Origin of the sequence: Microbacterium sp. Bi121 (assembly GCF_918698005.1) — a bacterium.
In the GTDB taxonomy this organism is placed as follows: Bacteria; Actinomycetota; Actinomycetes; order Actinomycetales; family Microbacteriaceae; genus Microbacterium.
The window spans coordinates 182,843-195,696 of the sequence record NZ_CAKKLJ010000005.1 but is presented as its reverse complement, the minus strand read 5'-3'; the positions used below and the strand labels follow the sequence as shown (position 1 = coordinate 195,696).

The following is a 12,854-nucleotide window of genomic DNA, read 5'->3' as shown; positions in this document are numbered from 1 at the left end:
CCATGGCTACATTTGGCACGCTCTCCGATCGGCTGACCGAAACCTTCCGCAACCTGCGCACGAAGGGAAAGCTCACCGCCGCCGACGTCGACGGCACCGTCCGCGAGATCCGTCGCGCGCTGCTCGACGCCGACGTCGCCCTCGCCGTCGTGAAGGACTTCACCGCGAAGGTGCGCGAGCGCGCGCTCGGTGACGAGGTCAGCAAGGCGCTGAACCCGGCGCAGCAGGTCGTGCAGATCGTCAACGAGGAGCTCGTCGGCATTCTCGGCGGCGAGCAGCGTCGGCTGGAGTTCGCCAAGACCCCGCCGACGGTGATCATGCTCGCGGGCCTGCAGGGGTCGGGAAAGACGACGTTCGCAGGCAAGCTCGCAAAGCAGCTCGAGAAGGACGGTCACACGCCGCTCCTCGTCGCGGCCGACCTCCAGCGTCCCAACGCGGTGAACCAGCTGCAGGTCGTCGCGCAGCAGGCCGGCGCCACGGTCTACGCACCCGAACCCGGCAACGGCGTCGGCGACCCCGTCAAGGTGTCACGCGACGGCGTCGAGCACGCTCGTCGTCAGCAGCACGACGTCGTCATCATCGACACCGCAGGACGCCTGGGCGTCGACGCCGAGCTGATGAAGCAGGCATCCGACATCCGCAAGGCCGTCGACCCCGACGAGGTCCTGTTCGTCATCGACGCGATGATCGGTCAGGATGCCGTGAACACGGCCAAGGCCTTCCAGGAGGGCGTCGACTTCACCGGCGTCGTGCTGTCCAAGCTCGACGGCGACGCCCGTGGTGGTGCGGCGCTTTCCGTGGCGTCCGTCACCGGGCGTCCGATCATCTTCGCCTCGACCGGCGAGGGGCTGGACGACCTCGAGCCGTTCCACCCCGACCGCATGGCGAGCCGCATCCTCGACCTCGGCGACATCCTCACGCTCATCGAGCAGGCCCAGCAGGCGTTCGACGAGGAGGAAGCGCAGAAGGTCGCCGAAAAGCTCGCGAACGAGGCCTTCACCCTCGAGGACTTCCTCGACCAGCTTCAGCAGATGAAGAAGATGGGATCGATGAAGAAGATGCTCGGGATGCTGCCGGGCATGGGCCAGATGAAGCAGCAGCTCGATGACTTCGACGAGCGCGAGATCGACCGCACAGAGGCGATCATCCGCTCGATGACGCCGGGGGAGCGGCGCAACCCCAAGGTGCTCAACGGCTCGCGTCGCCTGCGCATCGCCAAGGGCTCCGGCATGACGGTCACCGACGTCAACCAGCTTGTGCAGCGCTTCGACCAGGCAGCCAAGATGATGAAGACCGTCGCGCGCGGTGGAACCCCGAACATCCCGGGCATGGGCCCGGTACCCGGCATGGGACGCCCTGGCGCCTCAACAAAGCGCGGCAAGAAGGGGAAGTCGTCCGGCGGCTCGCGCTCGGGCAACCCGGCGAAGCGCGCAGCGGAGAACGCTGGAGTCCCGACCGGCCCTTCGACGGGCTCCGGCTTCGGCCTCGGCGGTCAGAAGGCCCCCAGCGAGGCCGATCTCGCCGAGATCCAGAAGCTCTTCGGCAAGGGCTGAGTCAGGAGCTCACGTCTGCTGCGGCCTCCGCGGCGATGCCGACGCCGTGCGCCTCGCGCAGCTGGGTGAGGGCGTCGTCGATCTCGGCATCCACTCGCACCGAGTCCCAGTCCATGAGAGGCGCGAGCACGGCCGCGATCGTACGCACCACACCGGCGTCGGCATCACCCGTGAACGCGAGACTCGTGCGCCGGAAGATCACGTCCGCGACATGCCGCACCATCTCGTGCTCGACCATCCACGCGAGCTCGCGTGTCGACAGTGCGACGCCCACGAGCGGTGCGTCCTCGCCATCCGCGATGTACGACGCGACCTCCGCTGCCCTGGTCCCGTACCGGGTGAACAGCACGCGACCGCGCTCGTCATCGCCGACGTTCTCGCGCAGCCACTCGAGCTTGCGTCGCGGCGTCTTGGGGTAGCCGTTGCCGCCGCCGATCCGGACGCCGGCGGTGCCGACGCTTCGCCGGCGGCCCAGCTCCTCGAGCACGTGGTCGGCGAGATTCTCACCGAGCGCGCGGAATGTGGTCCACTTGCCTCCGACGAGGCTGAACACGGTCGGGAGCCCAGCGTCCTTGCGGCGCTCGATCCGATAGTCGCGTGACACGAATCCGGGCGCGGTGTCGTCGTGGTGAGGGAGCGGACGGATGCCGGAGTAGCGGTAGACGATCTGCGAACGGTCGACAGCGATCGTCGGGAACACGTGCCCGATGAGGTCGAAGAAGTAGTCGACCTCCTCCTCCGTGCACAGCGCGGGCTCACGAGGATCGGCTTCCAGGTCCGTGGTGCCGACGAGCACGCGGCCCTTGAGCGGATAGATCAGCACGATGCGGCCGTCGGAGTGCTCGAAGAAGATCTCGCGGCCGCCCGTGGCGTCCAGCAGCTCGGGGTGGTCGAGAACGATGTGCGAGCCCTTGGTGCCGCCCATGAAAGCCGTATCGGTGCCGAGCGTCTCGTTGGTCAGATCGGTCCATGGTCCGGAGGCGTTGACGATGACGTCGGCCTGCACGGGGAACTCGCTGCCGGTCTCGAGATCGCGCAGGAGGAGTCCTTCGGGAACGAGCCCCGCGGCTTCGACGTAGTTCAGCGCCCTGGCGCCCGCGTGCGCGGCCTGGCCGTCGCGAAGAACGTCGAGCGCGAGGCGTTCCGGGTCGTGGATCGATGCGTCGTAGTACGTGGCGGTGTACTTGATGGCCGGGTCGAGCTGCGGCAGCTGCTCGAGTGACTTCTTGCGACCCACGAAACGGTGCCGCGGCACGTTGCCGCCGTCGCGGGAGAACGTGTCGTAGAGCGTCAGGCCGATCTTGATCAGGAATGCCCCGCGCTCCTGCGGCTTGCCCTGCTTGTGCGTCAGGAAACGCAGGGGGGCGGTGAAGATGCCGGAGAACGTCGAGTAGATCGGAATCGTCGTCTGCAGGGGCTTGACGTAATGCGGTGCGATCTTGAGCAGGCCGTTGCGTTCCTGAACGGACTCCTTGACGAGGCGGAACTCGCCGTTCTCGAGGTATCGGATGCCGCCGTGGATCATGTGGCTCGAAGCCGCCGTCGCACCGGAGGCGAAATCTGCGCGCTCGACGAGCAGAACATCGACGCCCTGCATCGCGAGGTCGCGGAAGGTCGAGATGCCGTTGATGCCCGCACCGATCACGATGACGCTCGTGCGTCCGCTCTCGCGCACTGCCGTGACGCTCGCTCGCTCGTTCGGGATGCTGACCGCGCTCATATCTCTCCTCGTTGGTGCCTCACCGTATATCCTGAGCCGGTCAGCACACCTGCGCAAGCGGGCTGCACGAACGTGCAAGGAGAACGCGATGCCCGATCGATCACCGGATGACCCGAAGGTGGCATCCGCCCTTCGGGCGGCCCAGCTCTACTACCTCCAGGACATGACGATGGATGCCATCGCGACCGAACTCGGAACCTCGAGGTCGTCGGTGTCTCGTCTTCTCAGCCATGCGCGGGAGACCGGTCTCGTCGAGGTGCGCATCCATCCGCCGCAGGGCCAGGAGCTCCGGCTCGAGGAGGCGATCCGAGCCCGTTTCGGGATCGCCGCTCATGTCGTCCCCGCGCCGCGGACGCTCTCGGACGTGGAGAGATTCGAGCGGGTGGCGCTCAGCGCCGCACGACAGCTTCCACTGCACATCGACTCGAACATGACGGTAGGCATCGCCTGGGGATCGACCCTGGATGCCATCAGCAGGCACCTGCCGAAGAAGGAGACGCACAACTCGACCGTGGTGCAGCTCAACGGGGCAGGCAACACGTTCACGAGCGGTGTCGACTATGCCAGCGAGATCCTGCACCGCTTCGGCCAGGCGTTCGGGGCCGCAGTCCAGCAGTTCCCCGTGCCCGCGTTCTTCGACGATCCGATGACGAAGGAGGCCATGTGGCGCGAGCGCAGCACCCGGCGCGTCCTGGACCTGCAATCACGCGCCGACGTCGTGATATTCGGTCTCGGCTCACCGTTCGCTGAGGTGCCGAGTCGCGTCTACATCGGCGGTTATCTCGACCGCTCCGACTATCGGAGCATCCGCGACGGGAGGATCGTCGGGGACGTCGCGACGGTCTTCTACCGTGAGGACGGGAGCTGGAAGGACATCGAACTGAACCGCCGGGCCACGGGGCCCGGCTTCTCGGTGCTCGCTCGTGCCGCCCGGCGGATCTGCGTCGTCTCGGGAACCCAGAAGCTCGCGAGCCTTCGTGGCGCGATCGCAGCGCGGCTCATCACCGACCTGATCCTCGACGAGCATCTCGCGGACCAGCTCGTCGGAACGTGAGCTCGAGCTGCACGTTCGTGCACGCACGCGGGGCGTGAGACGCCGGCCGCCCTAGGCTGTGGATCAGACCAGACAACGCCGTCACCGGCTGGAGAGAACAACCTATGCACATCGTCGCCATCGATCAGGGCACCACCAGCAGTCGGGCCATCGTCTTCGACGACAACGGCACCATCGTCGCAACAGGTCAGCGCGAGCACGAGCAGATCTTCCCGCGCGCCGGATGGGTCGAACATGACGCCGCCGAGATCTGGACCAACACCAGTGCCGTGATCGGCGAGGCGCTCGAGGCCGCAGGCATCGACGCGTCGGAGGTCGCCGGAATCGGGATCACGAATCAGCGTGAGACGGCGATCGTCTGGGACCGCAGCACAGGGGAGCCGATCTGCAACGCGATCGTCTGGCAGGACACCCGCACGCAGCCGCTCATCGACGAGCTCGCGGCGGACGGCGGCATCCGTCGTTTCGCGGACATCACCGGACTGCCGCTCGCGACATACTTCTCCGCGTCCAAGATCGCGTGGATTCTCGAGAACGTCGACGGCGCCAGAGAGCGCGCGGAGACCGGCGACCTGCTGTTCGGCACGCCTGACACCTGGGTGCTGTGGAATCTGACCGGCGGTCCGGACGGCGGCGTCCACGTCACCGACGTCACCAACGCCAGCCGAACCCTCCTGATGGACCTGCGCACGTTGGACTGGGACGACGGTCTGCTCAGCGCGTTCGGCGTGCCGAGGGCCATGCTGCCCAGCATCCGCTCATCGTCGGAGCTCTACGGGGAGGCCAAGGGTACCGCTCTCGACGGCACTCCGATCGCGGCGATCCTCGGAGACCAGCAGGCCGCGACCTTCGGCCAAGCCGCGTTCGAGCGCGGAGAGTCGAAGAACACCTACGGGACGGGGAACTTCCTCATCGTGAACACGGGAGAGGAGATCGTCGAGAGCGAGAACGGCCTCATCACCACGGTCGCCTATCAGCTCGGCGATGAAGCACCCCGCTACGCGCTGGAGGGATCGATCGCTGTGACCGGATCCCTGGTGCAGTGGCTGCGTGACAACCTGGGCCTGTTCGATCAGGCGCCCGACGTCGAGTCCCTGGCGCTGAGCGTCGAGGACAACGGGGGCGTCTACATCGTTCCCGCCTTCTCCGGCCTGTTCGCCCCCTACTGGCGGCCGGATGCGCGCGGCGCGATCCTCGGGCTCACCCGGTTCGCGAACAAGGGGCATATCGCCCGTGCGGCGCTCGAGGCGGTCGCCTTCCAGACCAGGGAGGTGCTGGATGCCGTGACCGCCGACACCCAGGTGAAGCTCGAAGAGCTCCGTGTCGACGGGGGCATGGTCGGCAACGACACTCTCATGCAGTTCCAGGCCGATGTGCTCGGCGTGCCGGTCGTCCGGCCCGCCGTCATCGAGACGACGGCGCTCGGTGCCGCCTACGCCGCCGGGCTCGCGGTCGGCGTCTGGGCTGACCGTGATGAGCTCAGAGCCATGTGGCGGGAGGACGAGCGCTGGGAGGCCGGCATCGACGACGAGAAGCGCGAGCGGCTGCTTGCGCGGTGGCGCAAGGCGGTCAAGCGCACATTCGACTGGGTCGACGAGGACTGAGCTCAGACCACAGGGACGCCTGGTCCGGAGCGGAACTCGCGGATCAGATGGTGGACGACCTCGTGCAGGTCGCCGTCGGCGGCATCCGCCACGCGAAGCTGACGCTCGTAGCTGGCGCCGGAATCGAGGATGTCTCGCACACCGGCGAACTCCGCACCGCAGTGCAGCTCCTCGGCCACCGGCGAGAGCTCGCTCAGAAGTTCGGACACGTGCTCGCGGATCAGGCGCTGGGTGCCGTCCGCGTGGACGATGACCCGCGCCTCCAAGCCGTATCGCGCAGCGCGCCACTTGTTCTCCCGGTGGAACCACGGCGGCATGGTCGGCAGCGTCTCACCGGCATCCAGGCGGCGGGAGAGATGCTCGACGAGAACCTGGACGAGCGCGGCGATCGCCGCCATCTCGGTGAGGGTGGAGAGGCCGTCACACGCCCGGACCTCGATCGTGCCCCAGCGCGGGGCCGGCCGAATGTCCCAGCGCACCTCGGTGGCGTCCGCCATCACACCGGTTCGCACCATGTCGTCGAGATATCGCTCGAAGTCGGACCAATCGCGCATCGGCCAGGGGAGTCCGGCGGTCGGCAGCTGCTGGAACACGAGTGCGCGGTTGGAGGCGTAGCCGGTTCGCTCGCCCGCCCAGAAGGGACTCGACGATGTGAGGGCCTGCAGATGCGGCAGGTACGCCGAAAGCGCGCCGATGATCGGCATCACCTTGTCGCGATCCTCGACGCCGATGTGGACGTGGATGCCCCAGATCATCATGTTGCGTCCCCACCACTGGGTGCGCTCGATGAGCTTGTGATAGCGGCTCTTGTCGGTGACGCGCTGGTCGAACCACTGCGCGAAGGGATGGCTCCCCGCAGAGAGCAGCTCGACGCCGGCCGGGTCGGTGCGTGCCCTGACAGCCGCGATGGCGGCCGCGATGTCGCCGATGGCGTGCTCGACGGAGTCGCCGATGCCGCTGGTCACCTCGATCGTGTTGGTGAGGAGCTCGCCGGTGACGGTGTGGCGTTCGGGTGCGCTCTCGTCCTCGAGCGCGGTGAGAAGCTCCGGTGCGCGCCCGACCAGATCACCCGAGTCGGGATCGGCGAGCATGATCTCCCACTCGAGACCGACTGTCGAGCGCGGCGAATCTGCGAACTCCTGCTTCACGAGCACAGTCTGACACGCCGCCCCGTAACTCCCGACATGCGTGTCGCACGGTTTCGCGTGCGGCGTGGGATCTGGCAGAATAGAAGGTCGGACGACGTTCTCGACCCTCTATCCAGACCGCGTCCACTCATTTGAGCTTCCGCCGGGTGTGCACCCCACTCTCCAGGCGATCAGTTCGTTCCTTCCACACCATTCAGGAGAATCGTGGCTGTAAAGATTCGTCTCAAGCGCCTGGGCAAGATCCGCGCGCCTTACTACCGCATCGTCGTCGCCGACTCGAAGACCAAGCGCGACGGCCGCGTCATCGAAGAGATCGGCAAGTACCACCCGACCGAGCAGCCCTCGTTCATCGAGGTCGACTCGGAGCGCGCGCAGTACTGGCTGTCCGTCGGCGCTCAGCCGACCGAGCAGGTCGCCGCCATCCTCAAGCTCACGGGTGACTGGGGCAAGTTCAAGGGCGACAAGGACGCGAAGTCCACCGTTCAGGTCGCTGAGCCCAAGGCTCCGTTCGAGGTCGACTCGGCGAAGAAGTCCGTCGTGAAGCCGAAGGCTGAGAAGAAGCAGGAGGCTCCTGCTGAGGAGGCTCCCGCCGCCGACGCGGAGGCCGCTGAGGCTCCCGCCGCCGACGCAGAGTAATCGCCGTGCTCGCCGCCGCGCTCGAACACATCGTCAAGGGAATCGTCGATCACCCGGACGATGTCCGCATCAGCTCCTCCACCTCGCCGCGAGGCGATCTCCTCGAGGTGCGCGTGCACCCCGAGGACCGAGGACGCGTGATCGGGCGCGGCGGCCGCACCGCGAAGGCACTGCGCACGCTCATCTCCTCCCTGGCAGATGGGCAGCGTGTCCGCGTCGACGTCGCGGACGACTGACGTGGTCGCCAACGACCGAAGCCAGGGCAAGAACCAGCTGCGCGTCGGCCGCCTCGTGAAGGCCCACGGCCTCAAGGGCGCGCTCAAGCTGGAGCTGTACACCGACAACCCGGAGCGACGCTTCGTCCCGGGGGCCGAGTTCACGTTGCAGGTGCCGGAGGCATCTCCGTGGCACGGCAAGTCGATCACCGTCCGCGAGTACCGTGTGATGAACGGCAACCCGGTGGTGTTCATCGACGGCGTCGACGACCGTGAGGGTGCAGAAGGACTCGTGCGCGCCATCCTGTGGATCGACCAGGATGCCGATGAGCCCGAGGACAACGCGTGGTACGACCACCAGCTGGTGGGCCTCGACGTCGTCCGTGAGGACACGGTCATCGGCAAGGTCGTCCGCGTCGAGCACATGCCGGCGCAGGACCTGCTGATCATCAAGGCGAGCGAGCGCGAGGTCATGGTCCCGTTCGTGGAGGCGATCGTCCCCTCCGTCGACATCGCCGCCGGCCGCGTCACGGTCACGCCGCCTCCAGGGCTGTTCGAAGAGCTCCCGGATGCCGACGGCACGGCCGCTGCGGCCGAAGACGCCGACTGACGGCGCTGAGTACGATCGACCCATGCGCGTAGACGTCATCTCGATCTTCCCGTCGTACTTCGACGGTCTCGCGCTCTCTCTGCTCGGCAAGGCACGCGAATCCGGCATCCTCGACCTTCGCGTGCACGACCTGCGCGACTGGACGAGCGACCGTCACCGCACCGTCGACGACACGCCGTACGGCGGCGGCGCCGGAATGGTCATGAAGCCGGAGCCGTGGGCTCAAGCCCTGGATGAGCTGACGCGCGAGTCCGGCGCCGCGCGACCGACGATCATCTTCCCGTCACCCGCCGGCGAGGTGTTCCGACAGGCGACGGCCCGCGATCTCGCGGAACGCGAGCACATCATCATCGGCTGCGGTCGGTACGAGGGCATCGACGAGCGCGTGTTCGAGTACGCCGCGACCCTGGGCGAGGTCCGCCTCGTCAGCCTCGGTGACTACGTGCTCAACGGGGGAGAGGTCGCCGCCATGGCGATGATCGAAGCCATCGGGCGACTCATCCCCGGTGTCGTCGGCAACCCGGAGAGTCTCGTCGAGGAGTCTCACGAGGACGGACTCCTCGAGTACCCGTCGTACACGAAGCCGTCGGCGTGGCGCGAGCGCGCGGTGCCGGATGTCCTCCTGAGCGGCAACCATGCTGCCATCGCGTCCTGGCGGCGTGAGCAGCAGCTCGAACGCACGCGGACACGTCGACCCGATCTGCTCTCCGACTGACCGCCGCGGCTCAGCGCCCGCTGCCGACCTCGTCGAGGAGCTCGTCCTCGACGTCGGCGTCCCGGTCGCGCCGGCGCACCTTCGGAGCCGCAGCGGGACGGCCTTCCGCCTCTTCGCGATGCTTCTGCACCTCGGTGCGGATCATGTAGAAGATGAAGATGAAACCCATCACGCCGAACAGGATCCACTGGATCGCGTAGGACAGGTGCGGGCCCGGATCGTCGGTCGGCGACTCGAACCCTCCGAGTGCTGTCTCCGGTGACGGGGTCTCGTCGACGAGCCGGCCGTAGGCGCTGGTCACGACGTCGCCGTCGAGGCCGGCTGCGACGGTCGGCAGGTGGATCGTCGGCACCTGTCCCTCGGGGGCGCTGCGTCCCGAAGACGGAAGCTGTTCGCCCGGCCGCAGGCGGACAGTGACCTCCACGGTGCCGGACGGCGGCGCGGGGACGGCATCCGGGGTATCGCCTTCGCCTGGCGGAACCCAGCCGCGGTCGACGATGAGGATCCTGCCGTCCTCGTTCTGGAAGGGCACCAGAACCTCGAACGCGCTCGTCCCGCCGTGCGGACGGTTGCGAACGAGGACCTGTTCGTCGGCGAGGTACTCGCCCTGAAGCAGAACAGGGTGCCATTCGTCGTCGGTGCCGAGCCCGCCGTCGGTTCCGATCAGGTCGTCCAGCGGCACCGGGTCGGCGTCGTAGTTCTGGTCGACCAGCGCGATGTCCGCGGCGCGGGTCTCGTTGCGGTCGAACTGCCACTGCGAAAGGAAGACGCAGGCGATCGCGAAGGCGATTGCGATGAGGAGGTAGACGCCCCAGCGGACGAACCGGTTGTTCACGCAGGAAGCCCCTCACGGACGGCGACGGGGAAGTCCCGCGCCGCCAGATAATCGCGCAGGAACACCGCATGCTCATCGCAGGCGAGCCAGATCTTCTCGCGATCGGCACTGTGGATCCGCGGGTTGCGCCACACGATGTGCTGCGTCGCATCGCGCCGGCAGCCGGCGCGGGAGCATTCGTGCGTCACTTCTCGTCGTCCTCGCGGCGTTCGGTCACAGCTGGACGCTCCTGGATCGTGATGATGGTCGGATCGGCGGCAGCGGGAGGCGCCGCAGGAGCCGGGGCGCTGAGCTCCTGCGTCGGCGACTCGGCCGGGGGCGTGGCCGTCGGACTCACCGCATTCGCGAACACGACGGCGATGTACGGCAGGATCGCAGCCGCTGCCGCGAACACCCAGGTGTACCAGCCGTACGGCGTCACGAGCACGGTCAGCGCGAAGCACACCATTCGGATCCCCATGGTGATCCAGTACCGGCGCACACGACCGGATGCCTCGTCCTGCGGGGATTGCGGGAGCGAGGTCACAGGTGCGGCATGCGACTGTTTCACGATCTCTCCAGCCTACGCCGCGCGGGCGATGCCGGAGTCGCAATCGCGGCAGGATCGCCGCGTCGGGGCACGCGTGTCAGGACAGCAGGAAGGGCACGAAGCCCGCGCTGCCGATGACGAAGAGCGAGAGGATCCCGAAGATGAGGGTCAAGGCGAGGATCGCGACCCCGACGTACCCGAGGATGAGGCCGGCGATCGCCATGCCTCGTCCGCCGAGTGCCGGGTTGGTGCGTGTCTGCTTGAGCGCCATGTGACCGGTGATCACGGCGGCGATCGAGGCGAGCAGCGGCAGGAAGGCCCAGCTCAGGACGATTCCTGCGATGCCGGTGATGAGAGACGTCACAGCGAGACCGCTGGTCGGCCGGGACGGTGCGTACGGCTGGACGCCGGGGTACTGCTGAGTTCCGGGATACGGCTGCGCGGCCGGGTACTGCTGCTGAGCCGGGTACTGCTGTTGCGGCGGGTACTGCTGTGCCGCGGGGTACGGCGGCTGAGCGGGGTACGGCGGCTGAGCGGGCTGCGCCGGATACTGCGCGGCTGCGGGCGGTGGCGAGTAGGGCGGGGCCTGCGGCGGAAGCGCCGGGTGATCGCCCTGGTTCGTGCTGTCGCTCATCGCGGTACCTTTCATCGGATGCCGTTCGGTGGTCGTATCCATCTTGTCGTGAATCTCGTGTCCCGGGGCGGGGAGATGTGCCCGGATAGGATGGCTCGGGTCCCTTCGAACAGCCCTCCGGGAGTGCACTCATGAGTTCAGAACGCGTCGTCCTCGTCACCGGCGGCAATCGCGGCATCGGCCGCGCGATCGCGGAGCGGTTCGTCCGCGACGGATACCGCGTCGCCGTCACGGCCCGAAGCGGTGAGGGTCCGGAGGGCACGCTCACGGTGCGCGCCGACGTGACGGATGCCGCCTCCATCGACGCGGCGTACACCGAGGTCGAGGACAAGCTCGGCCCCGTCGAAGTCGTCGTGGCCAACGCAGGCATCACCAAGGACACGCTGCTCATGCGGATGAGCGAGGACGACTTCGACAGTGTGGTCGCGACGAACCTCGGCGGCACGTTCCGCGTGGTCAAGCGGGCTTCGAAGGGCATGCTGCGAGCACGGTTCGGCCGCGTGATCCTGATCTCGAGCGTGGTGGGCCTGTACGGCTCCGCAGGACAGGTCAACTACTCCGCGTCGAAGAGCGCGCTGGTCGGGTTCGCGCGCTCGCTCACTCGTGAACTCGGCGCCCGAGGCATCACGGCCAACGTCGTCGCCCCCGGCTTCATCGAGACCGACATGACGGCCGAACTGCCTGAAGAGACCCAGAAGCAGTACAAGGCGAACATCCCTGCTGCCCGCTTCGCGACGCCGGAAGAGGTCGCGGGTGTCGTCACCTGGCTCGCCGGCGACGACGCTGCCTACATCTCCGGCGCGGTCATCCCCGTCGACGGCGGCCTGGGAATGGGCCACTGACCAACGAAACCTAGCGGGCGGCGGCGGCGATCAGCTCGCCCAGCCGTGCGGGCTGCGAGAACTGCGGCCAGTGCCCGCTGCCGACCTTTGTGACGGTGACGTCGCGGAGCGCGCGGTACTCGTCGCCGTATGAGCCCCACTGGTCGAGCTCGCTCTCCAACTCTTCCGCACTCATCCCGCCCATGAGCATGGTCACGGGCACGGTGTGCCGTGCACCGCTGAGCTGGATGGGGTCGGTCGGTACGCGCGCCGGCACGGAACGCGTCAGCGGAAGGGTGCGAGCCCGAGTCTGCTCATCGAGGTCGTAGACGTCCTGATCGGGGAAGAAGTCCCACCCGGGGAACGGGATGACACCGTCGACGAGCGCGAACTCGGAGATGACCGATTCGGGCGGAGGCGGCACGGTGTCGACCAAGATCACCCGCGCCACCCTGTCTGTCCTGGCGTCGGCCGCACCCCACACGACGTTGCCGCCGCCGCTGTGCCCGACGAGCACGACGGGTTCGGACGCCGCATCGATCTGCTGCACCACGGCGTCGACCCAGTCGGAGATGCCGATGCCGGCCGATGTCTCGGCGGGTTCGCCGAGGCCGGGAAGCGTCACCGGGACCGGGCGGAGCCCAGCGGCCTCGAGGGCAGGGACGACATCGTCCCACGAGGAGGCATCCAGCCAGAGACCAGGCACGAGAATGATGTCCATGTCGCGAACGTTACGCGAACCCTCGGACATCGACCAGACATGGGCGATCGAGCCCGGGG

The 12,854-nt window shown here is 67.6% G+C and carries 15 protein-coding genes; 8 read left to right on the top strand and 7 right to left on the bottom strand.

Annotated elements, in window-relative coordinates; translation table 11 throughout:
- The first annotated feature begins 2 nt into the window (after positions 1 to 2).
- The gene (gene ffh, locus LQZ87_RS09920; protein ID WP_230103305.1) at positions 3 to 1,553 is read left to right on the top strand and encodes a signal recognition particle protein; all 1,551 of its coding nucleotides are present in this window, start codon (positions 3 to 5) and stop codon (positions 1,551 to 1,553) included.
- A 1-nt stretch (position 1,554) separates the two neighbouring features.
- On the opposite strand, the gene LQZ87_RS09915 is transcribed toward ffh, so the two are convergent.
- Positions 1,555 to 3,273, bottom strand: a complete 1,719-nt coding sequence (locus LQZ87_RS09915; protein ID WP_230103304.1) for a glycerol-3-phosphate dehydrogenase/oxidase — start codon at positions 3,271 to 3,273, stop codon at positions 1,555 to 1,557.
- An 88-nt stretch (positions 3,274 to 3,361) separates the two neighbouring features.
- On the opposite strand from LQZ87_RS09915, the gene LQZ87_RS09910 reads away from it, so the two are divergent.
- Together LQZ87_RS09910 and glpK are read left to right on the top strand one after the other, a co-directional pair.
- A complete protein-coding gene (locus LQZ87_RS09910; RefSeq protein ID WP_230103303.1) occupies positions 3,362 to 4,327 on the top strand; it encodes a sugar-binding domain-containing protein in 966 nt (321 codons plus the stop codon).
- A gap of 104 nt (positions 4,328 to 4,431) precedes the next feature.
- Positions 4,432 to 5,931 (top strand): glycerol kinase GlpK, encoded by a 1,500-nt coding sequence (gene glpK / locus LQZ87_RS09905; protein WP_230103302.1) that lies wholly within the window; start codon positions 4,432 to 4,434, stop codon positions 5,929 to 5,931.
- Positions 5,932 to 5,933: 2 nt separating this feature from the next.
- On the opposite strand, the gene LQZ87_RS09900 is transcribed toward glpK, so the two are convergent.
- The gene (locus LQZ87_RS09900; RefSeq protein ID WP_230103301.1) at positions 5,934 to 7,079 is read right to left on the bottom strand and encodes a glutamate--cysteine ligase; all 1,146 of its coding nucleotides are present in this window, start codon (positions 7,077 to 7,079) and stop codon (positions 5,934 to 5,936) included.
- Positions 7,080 to 7,283: 204 nt separating this feature from the next.
- Between LQZ87_RS09900 and rpsP the strand changes: the two genes are divergently transcribed.
- The 4 genes from rpsP to trmD are packed head-to-tail and all read left to right on the top strand — an operon-like array spanning position 7,284 to position 9,255.
- The gene (rpsP, locus tag LQZ87_RS09895) at positions 7,284 to 7,715 is read left to right on the top strand and encodes a 30S ribosomal protein S16 (RefSeq protein WP_230103300.1); all 432 of its coding nucleotides are present in this window, start codon (positions 7,284 to 7,286) and stop codon (positions 7,713 to 7,715) included.
- 5 nt (positions 7,716 to 7,720) lie between these two features.
- Positions 7,721 to 7,951, top strand: coding sequence for an RNA-binding protein (locus LQZ87_RS09890; RefSeq protein ID WP_230103299.1), 231 nt, complete (start codon positions 7,721 to 7,723; stop codon positions 7,949 to 7,951).
- 1 nt (position 7,952) lies between these two features.
- Positions 7,953 to 8,540 (top strand): ribosome maturation factor RimM, encoded by a 588-nt coding sequence (gene rimM / locus LQZ87_RS09885; RefSeq protein ID WP_230103298.1) that lies wholly within the window; start codon positions 7,953 to 7,955, stop codon positions 8,538 to 8,540.
- Between the two features lie 22 nt (positions 8,541 to 8,562).
- Positions 8,563 to 9,255 (top strand): tRNA (guanosine(37)-N1)-methyltransferase TrmD, encoded by a 693-nt coding sequence (gene trmD / locus LQZ87_RS09880; RefSeq protein WP_230103297.1) that lies wholly within the window; start codon positions 8,563 to 8,565, stop codon positions 9,253 to 9,255.
- Positions 9,256 to 9,265: 10 nt separating this feature from the next.
- Here trmD and LQZ87_RS09875 read toward each other — a convergent pair whose 3' ends face one another.
- The 4 genes from LQZ87_RS09875 to LQZ87_RS09860 all read right to left on the bottom strand — a co-directional run bounded on the left by LQZ87_RS09875 (position 9,266) and on the right by LQZ87_RS09860 (position 11,253).
- A complete protein-coding gene (locus LQZ87_RS09875; RefSeq protein WP_230103296.1) occupies positions 9,266 to 10,090 on the bottom strand; it encodes an SURF1 family protein in 825 nt (274 codons plus the stop codon).
- Positions 10,087 to 10,278 carry a hypothetical protein gene (locus LQZ87_RS09870; RefSeq protein ID WP_230103295.1) on the bottom strand — a complete coding sequence of 64 codons (192 nt, stop codon included), beginning with the start codon at positions 10,276 to 10,278 and terminating at the stop codon, positions 10,087 to 10,089. Before LQZ87_RS09870 ends, LQZ87_RS09875 begins: the two co-directional genes overlap by 4 nt.
- On the bottom strand, positions 10,275 to 10,640 hold the full coding sequence (locus tag LQZ87_RS09865; RefSeq protein WP_230103294.1) for a DUF3099 domain-containing protein: 366 nt from the start codon (positions 10,638 to 10,640) through the stop codon (positions 10,275 to 10,277). Before LQZ87_RS09865 ends, LQZ87_RS09870 begins: the two co-directional genes overlap by 4 nt.
- A 76-nt stretch (positions 10,641 to 10,716) precedes the next feature.
- Positions 10,717 to 11,253: a DUF4190 domain-containing protein gene (locus LQZ87_RS09860; RefSeq protein WP_230103293.1), complete on the bottom strand. Its 537-nt coding sequence runs from the start codon at positions 11,251 to 11,253 to the stop codon at positions 10,717 to 10,719.
- Between the two features lie 131 nt (positions 11,254 to 11,384).
- Between LQZ87_RS09860 and LQZ87_RS09855 the strand changes: the two genes are divergently transcribed.
- Positions 11,385 to 12,095, top strand: a complete 711-nt coding sequence (locus LQZ87_RS09855) for a beta-ketoacyl-ACP reductase (protein ID WP_230103292.1) — start codon at positions 11,385 to 11,387, stop codon at positions 12,093 to 12,095.
- 10 nt (positions 12,096 to 12,105) lie between these two features.
- Here the strand turns inward: LQZ87_RS09855 and LQZ87_RS09850 are convergent, their stop codons facing one another.
- Entirely contained in the window at positions 12,106 to 12,795 is a 690-nt protein-coding gene (locus LQZ87_RS09850) for an alpha/beta hydrolase (RefSeq protein ID WP_230103291.1), read from the bottom strand.
- Positions 12,796 to 12,854 lie beyond the last annotated feature (59 nt).